Source organism: Bradyrhizobium sp. USDA 3315 (assembly GCF_054056795.1).
Genome location: NZ_JBSRYP010000001.1, coordinates 310,565 through 327,534, shown reverse-complemented (window position 1 = coordinate 327,534; position 16,970 = coordinate 310,565). Strand labels below are relative to the sequence as shown.

Genomic DNA, 16,970 nt, shown 5'->3' with positions numbered 1-16,970 from the left:
TATTGGCAAGCCGGAGCCGCCCAGCCGGCTTTACCTATTACTGGCCGCTTCCGACCGAGCGCGATTGCAAGGTGCTGCAAACAACGGCTATTCCGCGGCTGCGAGAATTGCGACGTAATTTGAAGCCTATCCAGGCCTTGTTCCATTTCGAACAGGGCCAGGACGAAGAATTCTCCGTGCAAAGCGCGATGTCGCCTTCGCAACAACAACCAGCCCCATCGGACGAAACGCGCTAACTGTTTTTATTTATTCTGCTTTTTGTGCTCGCGCCGCGCTGGCATGCTCGTTGCAGTCTTGTTCAAGAAGCTGCTCCCGCAACAGCCAATTCTTGAAGGACATCAGCATGAGTCTCGCCACGACCCAGAGCATCGCAGAAATCAGGGCTCGCAACAAAGAGCTGATCGAGGAGGTGCTGAAAGTCTATCCGGAGAAGACCGCGAAACGGCGTGCCAAGCACCTCAACGTTCACCAAGCCGGCAAGTCGGACTGCGGGGTCAAGTCCAACATCAAATCAATACCTGGTGTGATGACAATCAGAGGCTGCGCCTATGCAGGATCCAAAGGGGTGGTCTGGGGACCGATCAAGGACATGGTCCATATCAGCCATGGCCCGGTCGGCTGCGGTCAGTATTCGTGGGGCTCGCGTCGCAACTATTATGTTGGCACGACGGGCGTCGATAGTTTCGTGACCCTGCAGTTCACCTCCGACTTCCAGGAAAAGGACATCGTATTTGGCGGCGACAAGAAGCTGATCAAAGTCCTTGACGAAATCCAGGAGCTGTTCCCGCTCAACAACGGCATCACGATCCAATCGGAATGCCCGATCGGACTGATCGGGGACGACATCGAGGCAGTGTCAAGATCGAAATCCAAAGAATACGGCGGCAAGACCATCGTGCCTGTTCGCTGTGAGGGCTTTCGCGGCGTGTCGCAATCGCTTGGCCACCACATTGCCAATGACGCGGTGCGCGATTGGATCTTCGACAAGCTAGAGCCCGAGGGCGAACCAAAGTTCCAGCCGACGCCCTACGACGTTGCGATCATCGGAGACTACAATATTGGCGGCGATGCCTGGTCATCGCGCATTCTGCTGGAAGAAATGGGCTTGCGGGTGATTGCGCAGTGGTCCGGCGACGGTTCCCTCGCCGAACTCGAAGCAACGCCGAAGGCAAAGCTCAATATTCTGCATTGCTACCGTTCCATGAACTACATCTCCCGCCACATGGAGGAGAAGTTCGGCATCCCCTGGTGCGAGTATAACTTCTTCGGACCGTCGAAGATCGCAGAATCGCTGCGCAAGATTGCGGGCTATTTCGACGACAAGATCAAGGAAGGCGCCGAGCGAGTAATTGAAAAATACCAGCCACTGGTGGACGCCGTAATCGCAAAATATCGCCCCCGCCTGGAGGGCAAGACTGTGATGCTGTACGTCGGCGGGCTTCGTCCACGTCATGTGATTGGCGCGTACGAGGATCTCGGCATGGAAGTCGTGGGCACCGGATACGAGTTCGGCCACAACGACGATTATCAGCGCACCGCCCAGCACTACGTTAAGGACAGCACGCTCATCTACGACGACGTCAATGGCTATGAATTCGAGCGCTTCGTCGAAAAGGTCCAACCAGATCTGGTTGGCTCGGGCATCAAGGAGAAATACGTTTTCCAAAAGATGGGTGTGCCGTTCCGGCAGATGCATTCCTGGGACTATTCCGGCCCATATCACGGCTATGACGGCTTTGCGATCTTCGCGCGGGACATGGACATGGCTGTCAACTCGCCGATCTGGAAGAAGACGAAGGCCCCCTGGAAGGAAGCTGCGAAGCCGAAGCTCTTGGCTGCAGAATAACAAGCACTTGGTTCCACAATAGAGCGACCAATCCCGCTCTCTGCGGAGAGCTGGGGCGACATCATTTCGATAGTGAAGGATCTTAACAATGGCGCAGAGTGCAGACCATGTGCTCGATCATCTCGAACTGTTCCGCGGTCCAGAATACCAACAAATGCTGGCCGACAAGAAGATGTTCGAGAATCCCCGCGATCCGGCCGAGGTCGAGCGTATCAAGCAATGGACGAAAACGCCCGAATATCGCGAGAAGAATTTCGCGCGGGAGGCGCTTGCGGTAAATCCGGCCAAGGCTTGCCAGCCGCTTGGCGCCGTATTCGTCTCGGTTGGTTTTGAGGGCACGCTGCCCTTCGTCCATGGCTCGCAGGGCTGCGTGGCCTATTACCGCAGCCATCTGTCGCGGCACTTCAAGGAGCCGAGCTCCTGCGTGTCTTCGTCGATGACGGAAGACGCCGCTGTATTCGGGGGGCTGAACAATATGATCGATGGCCTCGCCAACAGCTACAACATGTACAAACCCAAGATGATTGCGGTCTCGACGACCTGCATGGCCGAGGTGATCGGCGATGACCTGAACGCCTTCATCAAGACATCAAAGGAAAAAGGCTCGGTTCCGGCGGAGTTCGACGTGCCTTTCGCGCACACTCCAGCGTTCGTCGGCAGCCACGTCACCGGCTATGACAACGCACTCAAGGGCATTCTCGAGCATTTTTGGAACGGCAAGGCCGGAACGGCGCCGAAGCTGGAGCGCAAACCAAACGAGGCAATCAACATCATCGGCGGTTTCGATGGCAACACCGTTGGAAACCTTCGTGAGATCAAGCGAATCTTAGCGTTGATGGGCATCAAACACACGATTCTCGCCGATAACTCTGAAGTCTTCGATACCCCGACTGATGGCGAGTTCCGGATGTATGACGGCGGTACCACGCTGGAGGACACGGCCAACGCGATTCACGCCAAGGCGACAATCTCCATGCAGCAATGGTGTACGGAAAAAACGCTGCCGTTCGTGTCCGAGCATGGACAGGACGTTGTGTCTTTCAATTACCCGGTAGGTGTATCCGCGACGGATGATCTTCTCGTGGCCTTATCACGCATCAGCGGCAAGGAGATTCCGGAGCAACTCGCGCGAGAGCGTGGCCGCTTGGTTGATGCTATCGCGGATTCCAGCGCGCATATCCATGGCAAGAAGTTCGCGATCTACGGCGATCCAGATCTCTGTTATGGGTTGGCTGCCTTTCTGCTCGAACTCGGCGCCGAGTCAACTCATGTGCTGTCCACCAACGGCAACAAGGCGTGGCAGGAAAAAATGCAGACGCTGTTTGCAGGCTCGCCATTTGGACAGGCTTGCCAAGCCTATCCGGGACGAGACCTCTGGCACATGCGCTCGCTCTTGTTCACAGAGCCGGTCGACTTTCTGATTGGCAACACCCATGGCAAGTACCTGGAGCGTGACACTGGAACGCCATTGATCCGCATCGGCTTTCCAATTTTTGATCGGCATCACCATCACCGCTTCCCTGTATGGGGCTATCAGGGCGGCCTGAATGTGCTGGTGAAGATCCTCGACAAGATCTTCGACGAAATCGACAAGAAGACCAGCGTTCTTGGCAAAACTGACTACAGTTTCGACATCATTCGTTAATGACGGGCAGTGCGCGTGCCGTCGACGAAACACGCGGCGATGGCACGCGCGCAGGATGGTTGACATTGAAATTTGCTTCCGCTGAGAGGAAAATGCTGATGAGTTCGCTAGCGGCCACGGTCCAGGGTATTTTCAGCGAACCGGGCTGCGCCAAGAATGGAAGTAAGTCGGAGGCTGAGCGCAAGAAGGGCTGCGCCAAGCAACTGCAGCCGGGCAGCGCTGCGGGTGGCTGTGCCTTCGATGGCGCCAAGATTGCGCTTCAGCCGTTTACCGACGTCGTTCACCTCGTGCATGGTCCGATCGCGTGCGAGGGCAATTCGTGGGACAATCGCGGCGCGGCGTCTTCCGGCTCAAGTCTGTGGCGCACCGCATTCACAACCGATATGAGCGAAACCGATATCGTATTCGGAGGCGAGAATCGGCTCTGCAAAGCGATCAAGGAGATTATCGATAAATACGACCCGCCGGCGATCTTCGTCTATCAGACCTGCATCCCGGCCATGATCGGGGACGATATCGACGCGGTTTGTAAGGCGGCCTCGCAAAGGTTCGGCAAGCCGGTGATCCCGATCAATTCTCCGGGGTTCGTTGGTTCCAAGAACCTTGGTAACAAACTCGCCGGCGAGGCCTTGCTCGATTATGTGATCGGAACGCAAGAGCCGGACTACACCACACCGTACGATGTCAACCTGATCGGCGAATACAATCTCTCGGGCGAACTCTGGCAGGTAAAGCCGTTGTTCGATGAGCTGGGCATCCGGATTCTCTCTTGCATTTCCGGCGATGGCAAATATCGCGAGGTCGCTTCATCCCATCGTGCGCGGGCGGCGATGTTGGTGTGCTCGAAGGCCATGGTCAACGTCGCACGCAAGATGAAGGAACGCTACGGGATCCCGTTCTTCGAAGGGTCGTTCTACGGTATTCAGGACTCAAGCGATTCGTTGCGCCAGATCGCACGCTTGTTGGTTGAGCGCGGCGCGCCGAAAGATCTGCTCGGGCGCGCCGAAGCTGTGATCGCACGCGAGGAAGCAAGGGCGTGGGCTGCGATCGAGCCGTACAAGCCACGATTCACAGGCAAGAAGGCTTTGTTGATTACCGGCGGCGTCAAGTCATGGTCGGTCGTTGCGGCATTACAGGAAGCCGGCCTCGAACTGGTCGGAACCAGTGTGAAGAAATCGACAAGGGAGGACAAGGAACGCATCAAGCTGCTCATGGGGCAGGATGCTCACATGATCGAGGATATGACGCCCCGCGAAATGTACAAGCTGTTGAAGGACGCCAAGGCAGACATCATGCTCTCGGGCGGCAAATCGCAGTTCGTTGCACTGAAGGCGGCGATGCCCTGGCTCGATATCAACCAGGAGCGTTGCCACGCCTATATGGGCTATGTCGGAATGGTCAAGCTAGTGGAGGAGATCGATAAGTCGCTCTCCAACCCGATGTGGGAGCAGTTACGCCGACCGGCGCCCTGGGAGGCATTGGCCAAGGCGATGGTGCAGTTGAAATCACCGGTCGCCGCGATCGCCTGCGATCCGGCGGTCTCGGAGGCGGCGCGGCGCGGGAGGAAGGTCTGTTTTTGCAATACCGTCGATCTCGGCACAATCGAGGATGCGATCTACGCGCATGGCCTGACGAGCGTCGAGGCAGTCAGAGACCACACAAATGCAGTCGGTGGCTGCTGCAAGCGACGCATCGAGGACGTCCTGGCGTCCACGCCGCTCGCTGGGCTGCAGGCCGCCGAATAGGGAGATGTCATGGCCATCGCCACGATGCCGACAAAAGCATGCGCCGTTAACCCGTTGAAGATGAGCCAGCCGATCGGCGGCGCATTTGCCTTCATGGGCATATGTGGAGCGATGCCGCTTCTGCACGGCTCACAAGGTTGCACGTCCTTCGGGCTCACGCTCTTTGTGCGGCATTTCAAGGAGGCTGTACCTCTGCAGACCACCGCAATGAGCGAGGTTGCGACCGTGCTCGGCGGCTATGAAAATCTCGAGCAAGCGATACTCAATATCTACAACCGTACTAAGCCAAAGATCATCGGAATCTGCTCAACCGGCGTCACCGAGACCAATGGAGACGATGTGGATGCCTACCTCAAGTTGATCAAGGATAAGCATCCGCAACTTGCGAAATTGCCGCTGGTCTATGTCTCGACGCCTGATTTCAAGGGAGCATTCCAGGACGGCTGGGAGAAGGCTGTGGCGCGCACCGTGGAGTTGCTGGTGGAAGGGCCAAATGTCGATGGCCTGCGCGATCCATCGAGGGTGAATGTTCTTCCAGGATGTCACCTCACGCCGGGTGATCTCGATGAACTCCGCGCCATCCTTGAGGATTTTGGGTTGCGGCCGTCCTTCTTGCCTGATCTGGCGGGGTCGCTCGATGGGCATATCCCCGACGAGTTTACGGCAACGACCATCGGCGGCATCGGCGTCGACGAGATTGCGAGCATGGGCCGCGCCGGGTGGACCATTGCAGTCGGCGCGCAGATGCGGCGAGCAGCAGAGCTCATGCAGGCCAAGACCGGCGTGCCATTTCGCCTGTTCGAACGGCTGTGCGGTCTCGGTCCGAACGACGACTTCATGACGTTTCTGAGCGAGATCAGCGGCCGCCCCGTGCCACCGAAATATCGGCGCCTGCGCGGTCAGCTTGCCGATGCAATGCTGGACGCGCACTTCCAGATTGGCGGTCGTAGAGTTGCGATCGCGGCCGAGCCAGATCTCCTATTCGACCTCTCCAGTATGCTGCACGACATGGGAGCGCAGGTGACTGCGGCCGTGACGACCACGCAGTCGGCGGTGATCGAGCGCATCAAGACGGAGGAGGTGCTGATTGGCGATCTCGAGGATCTGGAAGAGGTTGCCAGAACCAAGCATTGCGACCTGCTGATCACGCATTCGCATGGCAGGCAAGCGGCGGCTCGGCTGAAAATTCCGTTCTATCGAGCCGGCTTTCCGATGTTCGATCGGCTTGGCGCGGGGCACCAACTATCCATCGGTTATCGTGGCACGCGCGATCTGATCTTCGATATCGCCAATCTTGTGATCGCGGACCGCGAGGAAAACCATCAGCCGACGCCCGATAAATGGCGCGCATCGGCCGCGCTGCCACTAATGTCGGGCCATTGCAGTGCAGCTGAGAGGGCGATCGCATGAAAGTCGCATTCGCAACACAAGACCTAAGACGCGTCGATGCCCATTTTGGTTGGGCAAAGAATATCGCCATCTACGATGTCGCGCCAAACGGACACGTGTTTCTCAAAGCGGTTGAGTTCGAGGGAGATCTCGAGGAAGACGGCAACGATGACAAGTTGGCTCCGAAGATCGAAGCGATCAAGGATTGCGCAATCTTGTACGTTGCGGCCATCGGCGGTGCAGGCGCTGCGCGGGTGGTCGCCAACAACATCCATCCCATCAAGGTAAGCAAGCCAGAAAATATCCTTGTGCTGCTCGAAAAGCTCGAGCACGTCCTGAAGGGCACGCCGCCGCCTTGGCTCCGCAAGGCCTTGGCGAAGGACCAACGGCGCACATTCGAGTTCGACGGATGAGGTGAAATGACCGAGGCAGCAGAAAAAGAGCGGCAGGGCGGCACCCTCGATGGGCCCTTCCTCAAGGAGCTAGTCAAGATATGGCGCGCTCAAGATACCAACGGAGCCTGGGAGGCCAAGAGCGATTTCGACCTGCTCGAACCTTATATCTTGGACAAGGAGAAACGGCGTGCACTACCGATTGTCGGCGATCCTGATCCCGATACCCTGTGGCGGCTGGAGCTGTTCTTCAATGCGGTCGCACTCTCAATCGAGAAGGCGACGGGCGTGATGATCCAGCCGATGCTGAAGATGCATCATGAAGGCTTTGGCCGCATGGTGCTGATCGGAGGTCGGTTGATCGCAGTGAACAAGCAGCTGCGCGATGTGCATCGCTTCGGCTTCGATAATCTCGCAAAACTCGCAGAGGAGGGCGACAAATATGTCAGGGGCGGAATCGACTTGATTCGGAAGTTTCCGGACGTTGCGAACTATTGAGGGCACTCATGAGCGATCGTGAAACACTGAAGGCAGAACTAAAGAAGTTGTCAGCCAAAGCGCTGCAAGCCAAAATGGATCTGCACGACCTTTCAGAAGAACTTCCCATCAACTGGACTTCGATCATGGTGGTAGCGCAGGAGGCGCACGATGCCTATGCCGAACTTGAACGCAAGAGCCATGATTTGAGATCGCTAGAAAAAACGTGAAGGGTTTCGAAGCATGTCATTTGCAACGCGCGATGGCCGCGACTGGACGCCGGATTACCTGATCTCGATCGATGCCAAGAAGTGCATTGGCTGTGGCCGTTGCTTCAAGGTGTGCGGTCGAGACGTCATGACGTTGAAAGGAATCAACGAGGAGGACGAACTCGTCGATCTCGACGACGACGAGGACGATGAGATCGAAAAGAAGGTCATGGTTCTGAGTGATCAGGGCGCTTGCATCGGATGCGGTGCCTGCGGCAGGGTTTGCCCGACGAATTGCCAGACACACGTTTTAGCCACAGCAGAAGCTGCCTGAGTGACGGCAAGGTCCCCCTCGCGGCTGGCGCGATATATGCAAGGGAATAGTCGCATTAAGCATTCCAACCTGCTGTTGTCTCAATGACGAAGAGATGGTGGTGTAGACCTATGCCGTAAGCGGCCAGTCCTTGAGGGATCGACCGTCGAGGGGATCATGCAATGCCTGCCTATAGATTGCGGCTTGATGACTGGCGGTTGTTTGCCGGTCGCGCGGATGACTGCTCGTCGTGTGGGACTTCGGACAGATGCTCTGCTCCTATGGGTCAGCTTGTAGTCAGCTAAGTTACATATTCTCGTCCGCGAGCTCGCGCGGCACGAGCTCAACAGGTGCAATTTTGCCGATAGGAAAGCGATCTGATGTATGGCAGAATCGTCGGCTCATCCAGCCAGTCCACACGCGCTAGCCAAGCTGATGAATCGGGAGAGGCTGGTGATAGCCCCCGCTTTGCGGAAACAGTTGCGGGCATCGAGTCAGGTGGATCGTCGTCGGCGCCGTATTCTAACGATTCCGATCCGCCCATTATAGAGATCGAAGACCGATCTACCTTCATGGAAGGAGTGAGGAGATATTTGGGTGGCGACATCAGGGACATCGTTAGTAACCCACAAGAATACTCGCGTTTCGTATCCAATAAAGCTGAGCGCGCAGCAATGGTCGCTGGAGGCTATTCCAGTAAATACGATGATCCGAACATAGAGGCGAAATTTTACAGCTATCAACTGGGTGATGAAAGTGTTGGCCTTCTAAGAGTAGGAAGCGGCCCGGTTGAGATCAATGAAGAACGTCTTCGCCAGCAGTTTGGGCGCGACGATATCACGTCTGTGGTGGACCTTCGGGTGACTCATCCGCTGGTCGAGAACGCGGGCGATATTCTGCTGGAACATCAACTGCGAATCGACGGCGCTAATCCGTTGGTCCTGTCACGTCCTGCCTTGGACGGCATGGAACGCCGCCTAGGGGAAATGGGCTTTGTTCACGTGGGTGATAATGACTGGGTGCTTGATCCTAATCGGCATCCCGAAGTGTGGACAAAGAACGAGAACAACCAGTGGCAGCGAGTAGACAGGCCTACGAAGTATCTTTCCAAAGTAGTAGAGGACGAAGTACAAGGAGCGGACAATAATTCCGATGCTGAAACCAGCATCGAATCAAATGCTTCTTCCGACGATGATCCATCATTCTACCTGGAGCGCTACCTTCAAGGACTGAGCATGGGGTAAAGCAGGCGCGATCTCGACACCCGCGCGGAAGATGACCGGCTTTTCCTGACTGCACGCGCCGGCGCAATAGTCTCCGCCTAAGGGGCGCACGCCTGCAGCGTGCGCCCCTTTGCCACCTAGACTAGAGATCAAAACGGCTGAAGACGCTGGCCGTCAACTCTTGATGGACGATCGCAGCGTGCGACGGGTTGAGTTTACAATGTCGCTCCAGCTGGCGAGAAAAGGCCGGCACATCTCTTGACAAGAACTCCGGTGTCCGCGCCTGCAGGTCCGCGTTGCCAAATTTTTGGTGCAGTTGGTTAGTTGACAGAGCAATGAATGCAGTCAGATGTCATCTACGCGATTTGCAGCCTTAAAGATATTCCAAGCCGCCGGGCCATGGGATTCCATCTTATGGTCATCGATGACGAGGGCAATCAACGGCCGTGGTCCATCGTTGTGATCCGATGGGGCAAGAAAGTGTTTGGCTATATCAACAAATGCCCGCACGACAGCGTCAATCTAGATTGGGAACGAAACGAATTCCTCGATCCATGCGGTGTCCGGCTGATGTGCGGCAAACACGGATCGACCTTCGAACTCGGCACCGGGCGGTGCGTCGACGGTCCATGTAAGGGGAGAGCGCTGACGCCGATCGCGTTGACAGTGCTGGACGGCGATATCTGCGCCGTCGGCGTCCGTCTTGTCGAAGGCGATGCGCCCTCCAACGAATGAACCGTTGCGCTCAGACCGGTCGATTTTCGTTGCGATTCTTGACGGGTTCCATCCTCTTCAGGCCATCTTCGTACGAGATCTCGTCATAGGACAGATCGAGATTCCTTGCTCCATCGAGCAGGTAATCAAGCTTGCCACCTGAATCGAGCTTCTTGATGTCGTCCTTGTTGATCCCGACCAGGTCCATCATCTCCTTCCAAACTGTGGACTCATCGCACGGGAGGACGTGGAACGTAGCATTGCCAAGCTCGACTCGGTATTTCGCCAGCAGATCTATATTGTTGCAGAACATGAAGTAGCTGCCGTCGCGGCTTAGCGCGCCGTCCAGCACGCCTGCAACGTCGGCAAGATACGCGAAGGAATGCAGATAGCCGGCCAGCACCGGAATGGTTTGCTCTCCGTCCTGCGCGATCGTCAAAACCTGCTCGATCGAATAGTCCGGCGGCCGTTTCTCGTCCGCGACTTGGGCCTGGAATTTCAGTGCGACGTCGCCGCGAAAGCCGAACCGGCCGGGCTTAATGGTCCCGCCTTTGAATACGGCATTGAGCAGGCGGCCCTCCTTCTCAAGTCTACCGAGTGCGGTGTTCTCGATTGCAGTCATTAAAATCGTCCTCAATCTAAGCGTTTAACCGACGCGCTGGCCGGTGCGAGACGCAATGCAAATTGCTTGCCGCCCGTGCGCAGCGGTCTTTGGCGTTGCTTGCAAGGAAGGGACGCAAATGGCTCCGACCGCATCAAGCCGGCTTGTCGGAAATTCGACACGAGTTCCAAAGCCAACAGGCACGACCCGAAAAGGTGAACATCATCAAACGTCTGCATGCTGGCACATGACTTGCCATTGGCAGGCAGCCCTTTGCAGATGAAGGATAAGTCATGATCAACCTGACGGATAGCGCGGTGAATGCGGTCAAGAGCGCGATATCATCATCGACGCAGCCGGCAAGTGGCCTGCGCATTATGGTCGAAGCAGGTGGCTGCAACGGGTTCAAATACAGGATGGGTCTGGCCGAGGAACCGAAGCCCGACGACAAGGTGATCGAGTGCGGTGGCCTGAAGGTGTTTGTCGACAGCAAGAGCCATGAGCATCTGGTCGGTACAACCATCGATTTCGCGATGGCGCTGGAGAGCCCGGGCTTCACCTTTCATAACCCGAACGCCGCCTCAAGTTGCTCCTGCGGAAAATCGTTCAGCTAGTCTGGAAGAGACGTCAAGCATGCTGCCTGAATCAGAGCAACTGAGGCAATTGCGGACAGCCGCGAACGGCCGAGAACTGCGTATTCGCGCCGTAATCGAGGTTATCCGATCCATTTTGCAACGCGGCGGCTACAGTCGGCTGATTCGGCTCGATGGCAGCGGATCACCGTCAGCCTGGTGCCTGCGCGTTCTGCAAGCTTCCGAGCGGGTCGCTGGAAAGCATTCAAGCGTGGCTTGCCGATAGGCTAGGCGAATTCGTCTGTCATCCCGGTTGCTGCCGCAGCCAAGGCATGAGATTGAGCGAGGGGCAAGTGGCGATTTATCTCGATAACAATGCGACGACGCGGACCGATCCATCCGTCGTGCAAGCCATGTTGCCCTTCTTCATCGAGCAATTCGGCAATGCGTCATCCAGCCATGCCTTTGGCGGCGAGGTCGCGATTGCGATGAAGCAGGCGCGCCGTAGCTTGCAGGATCTGTTGGGGAATGCCCACGATCATGAGATCGTTTTTACCTCAGGTGGGACCGAGGCGAATAACGCCGCCATCCTCTCGGCGCTTGCGACCCAGGAGGACCGCGACGAGATCGTCACCACCTCGGTTGAGCACTCCGCCATCCTTTCGCTGGTCGAGCAATTGTCGACGAAAGGCGTCAAGACGCATATCGTACCCGTAGATTCCCGCGGCCGGCTCGACGTCGAGGCGTTTCGCTGCGCGCTCGGTCCACGCACAGCGATCGTCTCGATCATGTGGGCTAACAACGAGACCGGTACTATTTTTCCGGTGGAGTTTCTAGCCGGGTTGACCCGTGAGGCAGGCGCGCTGTTTCACACAGATGCGGTCCAGGCCATAGGTAAGATACGTGTTGACCTAAAGGATAGTGCGGTCGACATGCTGTCGCTTTCAGCGCATAAGCTGCATGGCCCGAAAGGGATCGGCGCGCTCTATCTGCGCAAAGGGACAAAATTCCGCCCGCTGATCTGGGGCGGATCGCAGGAACGTCGGCGCCGCGGCGGAACTGAGAATATCCCCGGCATCGTCGGCCTTGGAAAAGCTGCGGAGTTGGCGGTCGAGCGGCTCGAGCCGGAGCGTGTTCGCATTGGTGCGTTGCGCGACCGCCTGGAGCAGGGGATTTTGCACAATGGCGAGTGCGCGGTGCTCGGCGGTGCCAGCAACCGGCTACCGAACACGGCCAATATCGCCTTCGATGATCTCGATGGCGAAGCTATCGTCCATCATCTCAATCGTGCGGGCATTGCCGTGTCGCTGGGATCAGCTTGCAACTCCGGCTCAATGGAGCCGTCGCATGTTCTGCGTGCCATGCAGGTGCCATCGCGGAGCATGCGCGGCGCGGTGCGTTTTTCCCTGTCGCGTGAAACCTCTGTTGCGGAGGTCGATGAGGTCGTATGCGTACTGTCCGACATCGTGGCTCGCCTCCGCGCCAACTTGCGGGAGTCTGCCAGTCTGGCCAACCATGCTACGCAGTCGGGGGAGTTGAGTTCGTGAAGATCATGATCCGCCGCTCCCCGGACGTGGGCCTGTCGATCTACGTGCCGAAAAAGGATCTCGAAGAGCCGATCGTGGAATCCGAGCACGAAACGCTATGGGGCGGCTGGATCAAAATAGCTAATGGCTGGGTGCTCGATTTGCCGGAGATGGCGAGCGATACGCGCTTGCCGGTGACAATCAACGCCAAAAAACGGGGCGAAAACGGTGACGATCCGTGAAGGCGACCCAGCAAATCGATTTTGTCCACGCGACCGATGCTAAGGCCATTCTCGCGGACCTCGCTGCCGGACTGAGGGCTGCGAGCGTTGTTCCCTATCTCGGTCCCGGCCTCGCCGAACTGTCGAGACCCGACGTGCCGACGACACCCGAGGCGTTATCTGATTTCTTCGGCAGCAAGGTTGCGCTGCCGCGGCGGGCCAAGGGTAACGTATGGGCCGCGGCGCAGCACATCGAGATCAGCAAACATCGCTCCACCGTGACGGCATTGATGGCGCACGCCTTCGCTCGGCCGGTCGCGCCGATCCCGTTGCACCATCATCTTGCGTCTCTGTCACTGCCAATCATAGTTGACACTTGGTATGATGGGTCGATGCGCGCGGCGCTGGACAAGCACGATGGATGGGGCGAAGTGCAGGGTACCACCCGCGCCGGCATTGGCGAGAATCGCTGGTATCGCTTTTATGACCCGGCTGGCCAGGAGGTCGACAGTATCGTAGCGGACGGCTGGGCGACGGTGTTGTACAAGCCGCACGGCAGCGTGCAGCCGGCAAAGAACTTCCTGATTTCCGACTCCGATTATGTCGAGGTGCTGACCGAAATCGACATCCAGACACCTATTCCGGACATCATCAAGCAAAGGCGGATCGGACAGAGCTTTCTCTTTCTCGGTTGTCGCTTTAACGATCAACTGTTGCGTAGCTATGCCCGGCAAATCATCAAACGTTCGGCCAACACGCACTATGCGATCATTGACGTGGATTCACTTTCACGCAATGAGCTCCGTTTTCTACGTGAGCAAGGCTTGACACCGCTTGCGGTTGCACTGCCTCGCGCGGTCGAGATACTGCTCACCCGTTAGCGGCGTTGCGAAGCCGGATCGCCCAGCTCGCATTGGCCTGTTGTGAGAGGCCGCATCGCATCAAAGCCAATAGAGATGGGAGCCGGGCGCGCGAGCCTGGCGGGTAAATGAATGCACGCGGCCGTGGAGCTCGGCGGCAGAAACACGACGTACTTGTCAGGTTTCCTGCATGCGCATGATCGTTTTCCCCGTATGCGTTGGCGTCAATGTTCCCGCTAACTCTTTGGCGCATGGCTGCAATGTCAGCGTCTCCGCGATGGCATGTGAGTTGCTACTGCTCTTCTTGAGGCGCTCGGGCTGATCCTGAGAAGCCGATGATTGCCTGCAGGGAGAAGTGGAAAATGAACGCGGTCGTCGGGCGCGAATATGCCAAAGCTGCGGTAGATGCCGGCAAGATGGTGCAGCCGACCGCCGAGCATAAGGGCTGCCGTACCTCGTCCAACATCGGCCAAGCGAGCTGCGGCTCGCGGGCGGGGCAAGGCGATCTGCCGACCGAGACCTGGAAAAAGGTGAAGAACCATCCCTGCTACAGCGAAGAGGCGCATCATCATTACGCCCGCATGCACGTCGCGGTGGCGCCAGCCTGCAACATCCAGTGCAATTACTGCAACCGCAAATACGACTGCGCCAACGAATCACGCCCGGGCGTGGTGAGCGAGAAGCTCACGCCCGAGCAGGCGGTAAAGAAAGTGCTTGTGGTAGCCGCCACTATTCCTCAGATGAGCGTGCTCGGCATCGCCGGTCCCGGCGATCCGCTGGCCAATCCAGAAAAGACGTTCAAGACGTTCGAACTCGTCGCCAAAGCGGCTCCGGACATTAAGCTGTGTCTGTCAACCAATGGGCTGAGTCTGCCAGATTACGTTGACGTCATCGCCAAATCCAAGATTGACCATGTCACGATCACCATCAACATGATCGATCCCGAAATCGGCGCCAAGATCTATCCCTGGATTTTCTTCAACCACAGGCGCTACACCGGAATCGACGCGGCAAGGATACTCACTGATCGCCAGCTGCTAGGCTTGGAGATGCTTAGCGAACGGGGAATCTTGTGCAAGGTCAACTCTGTGATGATCCCGCATATCAACGACCATCACCTGGTCGAAGTCAACCAGGCGGTGAAGTCACGCGGCGCCTTCCTCCACAATATCATGCCGCTGATCTCAGCACCCGAGTACGGCACAGTATTTGGCCTCAACGGTCAGCGCGGGCCGACAGCGCGGGAATTGAAGGCGCTGCAAGATTCTTGTGAAGGGGAGATAAATATGATGCGGCACTGCCGTCAGTGCCGGGCCGATGCTGTGGGTCTGCTCGGAGAGGATCGCAGCGCAGAGTTTACCACCGATCAGGTCATGAAGATGGACGTCGAATATGATCTCGAGATGCGCAAGGCTTATCAAGACCGCCTAGAGGATGAGCGTGCCGCCAAGGCCGCGGCCAGCAAAGCCGAGCTCGGGAAATTGGCTGAGGAAGCGAGTGAGATCTCGCTTCTGGTGGCAGTCGTAACCAAAGGCTCGGGGCTAATCAACGAGCACTTTGGACATGCGAAGGAATTCCAAATCTACGAACTTTCCACTTCGGGCACAAAATTCGTCGGCCACCGCCGGGTGGACGCCTACTGCCAGGGCGATTATGGCGAGGAGGATAGGCTTTCGACCATCATCCGAAGCATCCATGACTGCCATGCGGTGTTTGTGGCCAAAATCGGCGGTTGCCCGAAAAGCAATCTGATCAAGGCTGGAATCGAGCCGATCGATCAATACGCGCATGAGTTCATCGAGAAGTCGGCGGTCGCCTGGTTCCGGTGCTATCTCGACAAGGTGAAAAGCGGTGAGATTCAGCACGCGAAGCGCGGCGACGCGTCGATTCGGCAGAGAGCCCTGATCTCTGCGGCGTAGGGAGGTCATGTGCCATTCAAGATCATCGCCTCGCAGTGTACGAGTTGCTCAGCCTGCGAACCCTTATGCCCGAACGTTGCAATCTCGGAGAAGGCGGGGAGCTTCGTGATTGAACCAGCAAAATGCACCGAATGCATAGGTTATTTCGACGAGCCGCAATGTGTCGCCGTCTGTCCGGTCGACAATACTTGTGTCGTTGACAGGTCCTTGCCGCGCTACCAGGCGTCGGCCTAAAGGTGAGCTCCATGAACGGATTGCCGCCGCTGCTCGATGATGTGGACGAAACCGTGTCCAGGAATGCGGCTCATGTGCTTGCTCCTGCGGTTGCGAAACGGGTCCCATCGCAGCCTCGTCCGGCCCGGATCTTCGTTTGATGCGAGGGAGTGACGCCGATGCCGCCCGGCCAGGAGGATGAAGTTAATCGTGCCGTCGCGCGCCGCATCACGCCGCAGCCGTTCGACCGATTGATGAGCGATGAGGAGGTCGAGTTCCGCCACATTGTGGCACGCGATGTCCAAAATGAGTGGCCGCTAGCCATAGCGATCGACCCGGACGCCTCCGTGCGGTTCGAAAACACACAACGGTTGCTGCCGAAGGCGCAAACTGCTCCACAGCGCGATCCTGACCGGCACGTCCGCCATGAAATGGCGCGCTGCATTGCCGCTGGTGGATCGCCAAACGTCTTCGAGGATGAGGACAAATCGATGCAGGACCTCGCTCGCGCGGGTATGGCAGCGTTTGAGGGAGAGCTGCATGAATAAAATCGTCCGCGACAGCGACGTGATCGAGCTCAGCGGGCCGCCTGTCTTCAGCTTTAGCGAGAAGGTGCGAGCCAATCGCACCATCCGCAATGATGGCACCTATCGCGGCAAGGAGATTGGCGAGATTTTGGTCAAGAAGGGCGACGAGGGTTACGTCGTTTCGATCGGCACGTTCCTGCAGCAATTCTACATCTACGGCGTCCAGTTTTTGGAAAGCGGCTATCGCGTTGGCATGAAGCGCAAGGAGCTCGAGCCGGTGGACGTGGGCGAGGAGAGCGATGATTTGCCATTGCCGGAAGAGGTTGCGTCATGACTGAGGTCCGTTTTCCGAAGTATCGGCGGGGCCAGCGCGTTAAAGCCGTGGTCGATCTCATCAACGATGGTTCTTTTCCCAATACGGAACCGGAGGGGCTCGTTCTCGGCGCCGGAGCAACCGGCGATATCGTCGGGGTCGCTATCCATACCGAAGCGGACGTGCCGATCTATACTGTCGATTTTGGTGAGCAGCTGCTCATTGGCTGTCTCGAAGAAGAAATCTCGGTGCTCTGAAGGGGAGC

20 protein-coding genes are annotated in these 16,970 nt (G+C 57.4%); 19 read left to right on the top strand and 1 reads right to left on the bottom strand.

The genetic code is table 11. From position 1 onward, the window contains the following. The first annotated feature begins 343 nt into the window (after window positions 1–343). From nifD to ACVIYL_RS01340, 10 genes are all read left to right on the top strand, one after another. Window positions 344–1,846 carry a nitrogenase molybdenum-iron protein alpha chain gene (nifD, locus tag ACVIYL_RS01385; protein WP_310885451.1) on the top strand — a complete coding sequence of 501 codons (1,503 nt, stop codon included), beginning with the start codon at window positions 344–346 and terminating at the stop codon, window positions 1,844–1,846. Between the two features lie 88 nt (window positions 1,847–1,934). Beyond that, window positions 1,935–3,491 (top strand): nitrogenase molybdenum-iron protein subunit beta, encoded by a 1,557-nt coding sequence (gene nifK / locus ACVIYL_RS01380; RefSeq protein ID WP_456777536.1) that lies wholly within the window; start codon window positions 1,935–1,937, stop codon window positions 3,489–3,491. Window positions 3,492–3,589: 98 nt separating this feature from the next. After that, a complete protein-coding gene (nifE, locus tag ACVIYL_RS01375; RefSeq protein ID WP_456777535.1) occupies window positions 3,590–5,236 on the top strand; it encodes a nitrogenase iron-molybdenum cofactor biosynthesis protein NifE in 1,647 nt (548 codons plus the stop codon). A gap of 9 nt (window positions 5,237–5,245) precedes the next feature. Next, window positions 5,246–6,646 (top strand): nitrogenase iron-molybdenum cofactor biosynthesis protein NifN, encoded by a 1,401-nt coding sequence (nifN, locus tag ACVIYL_RS01370; RefSeq protein WP_456777534.1) that lies wholly within the window; start codon window positions 5,246–5,248, stop codon window positions 6,644–6,646. After that, a complete protein-coding gene (gene nifX, locus ACVIYL_RS01365; RefSeq protein ID WP_456777533.1) occupies window positions 6,643–7,038 on the top strand; it encodes a nitrogen fixation protein NifX in 396 nt (131 codons plus the stop codon). The genes nifN and nifX overlap by 4 nt, the downstream gene beginning before the upstream one ends. A gap of 6 nt (window positions 7,039–7,044) precedes the next feature. Next, a complete protein-coding gene (locus tag ACVIYL_RS01360) occupies window positions 7,045–7,515 on the top strand; it encodes a NifX-associated nitrogen fixation protein (protein WP_310879746.1) in 471 nt (156 codons plus the stop codon). Between the two features lie 8 nt (window positions 7,516–7,523). Further along, complete coding sequence (locus ACVIYL_RS01355) at window positions 7,524–7,724, top strand: CCE_0567 family metalloprotein (RefSeq protein ID WP_310879747.1); 201 nt, start codon at window positions 7,524–7,526, stop codon at window positions 7,722–7,724. Between the two features lie 13 nt (window positions 7,725–7,737). Then, window positions 7,738–8,037 carry a ferredoxin III, nif-specific gene (gene fdxB, locus ACVIYL_RS01350; RefSeq protein ID WP_310879748.1) on the top strand — a complete coding sequence of 100 codons (300 nt, stop codon included), beginning with the start codon at window positions 7,738–7,740 and terminating at the stop codon, window positions 8,035–8,037. A gap of 359 nt (window positions 8,038–8,396) precedes the next feature. Further along, window positions 8,397–9,260 carry a host specificity protein gene (locus tag ACVIYL_RS01345; protein WP_456777532.1) on the top strand — a complete coding sequence of 288 codons (864 nt, stop codon included), beginning with the start codon at window positions 8,397–8,399 and terminating at the stop codon, window positions 9,258–9,260. Between the two features lie 318 nt (window positions 9,261–9,578). Beyond that, the gene (locus tag ACVIYL_RS01340) at window positions 9,579–9,974 is read left to right on the top strand and encodes a Rieske (2Fe-2S) protein (RefSeq protein WP_310885449.1); all 396 of its coding nucleotides are present in this window, start codon (window positions 9,579–9,581) and stop codon (window positions 9,972–9,974) included. A 10-nt stretch (window positions 9,975–9,984) separates the two neighbouring features. On the opposite strand, the gene ACVIYL_RS01335 is transcribed toward ACVIYL_RS01340, so the two are convergent. Continuing rightward, window positions 9,985–10,575, bottom strand: coding sequence for a hypothetical protein (locus ACVIYL_RS01335; RefSeq protein ID WP_456777531.1), 591 nt, complete (start codon window positions 10,573–10,575; stop codon window positions 9,985–9,987). A gap of 272 nt (window positions 10,576–10,847) precedes the next feature. Between ACVIYL_RS01335 and ACVIYL_RS01330 the strand changes: the two genes are divergently transcribed. From ACVIYL_RS01330 to ACVIYL_RS01290, 9 genes are all read left to right on the top strand, one after another. Further along, window positions 10,848–11,168 carry a HesB/IscA family protein gene (locus tag ACVIYL_RS01330; protein WP_028336716.1) on the top strand — a complete coding sequence of 107 codons (321 nt, stop codon included), beginning with the start codon at window positions 10,848–10,850 and terminating at the stop codon, window positions 11,166–11,168. Window positions 11,169–11,458: 290 nt separating this feature from the next. Beyond that, window positions 11,459–12,673 (top strand): cysteine desulfurase NifS, encoded by a 1,215-nt coding sequence (nifS, locus tag ACVIYL_RS01325; protein ID WP_456777530.1) that lies wholly within the window; start codon window positions 11,459–11,461, stop codon window positions 12,671–12,673. Further along, window positions 12,670–12,894 (top strand): putative nitrogen fixation protein NifT, encoded by a 225-nt coding sequence (gene nifT, locus ACVIYL_RS01320; protein WP_456777529.1) that lies wholly within the window; start codon window positions 12,670–12,672, stop codon window positions 12,892–12,894. The genes nifS and nifT overlap by 4 nt, the downstream gene beginning before the upstream one ends. Beyond that, on the top strand, window positions 12,891–13,754 hold the full coding sequence (locus ACVIYL_RS01315) for an SIR2 family NAD-dependent protein deacylase (RefSeq protein ID WP_456777528.1): 864 nt from the start codon (window positions 12,891–12,893) through the stop codon (window positions 13,752–13,754). The genes nifT and ACVIYL_RS01315 overlap by 4 nt, the downstream gene beginning before the upstream one ends. 341 nt (window positions 13,755–14,095) lie before the next feature. Continuing rightward, entirely contained in the window at window positions 14,096–15,652 is a 1,557-nt protein-coding gene (gene nifB, locus ACVIYL_RS01310) for a nitrogenase cofactor biosynthesis protein NifB (protein WP_456777527.1), read from the top strand. Window positions 15,653–15,661: 9 nt separating this feature from the next. Beyond that, window positions 15,662–15,886: a 4Fe-4S binding protein gene (locus tag ACVIYL_RS01305; protein ID WP_310879756.1), complete on the top strand. Its 225-nt coding sequence runs from the start codon at window positions 15,662–15,664 to the stop codon at window positions 15,884–15,886. A gap of 158 nt (window positions 15,887–16,044) precedes the next feature. After that, window positions 16,045–16,413: a hypothetical protein gene (locus ACVIYL_RS01300; protein WP_456777526.1), complete on the top strand. Its 369-nt coding sequence runs from the start codon at window positions 16,045–16,047 to the stop codon at window positions 16,411–16,413. Then, window positions 16,406–16,726, top strand: a complete 321-nt coding sequence (locus ACVIYL_RS01295; RefSeq protein WP_456777525.1) for a nitrogen fixation protein NifZ — start codon at window positions 16,406–16,408, stop codon at window positions 16,724–16,726. Before ACVIYL_RS01300 ends, ACVIYL_RS01295 begins: the two co-directional genes overlap by 8 nt. Continuing rightward, window positions 16,723–16,962, top strand: a complete 240-nt coding sequence (locus ACVIYL_RS01290) for a nitrogen fixation protein NifZ (protein ID WP_310879759.1) — start codon at window positions 16,723–16,725, stop codon at window positions 16,960–16,962. The genes ACVIYL_RS01295 and ACVIYL_RS01290 overlap by 4 nt, the downstream gene beginning before the upstream one ends. The last annotated feature ends 8 nt before the right edge of the window (window positions 16,963–16,970 follow it).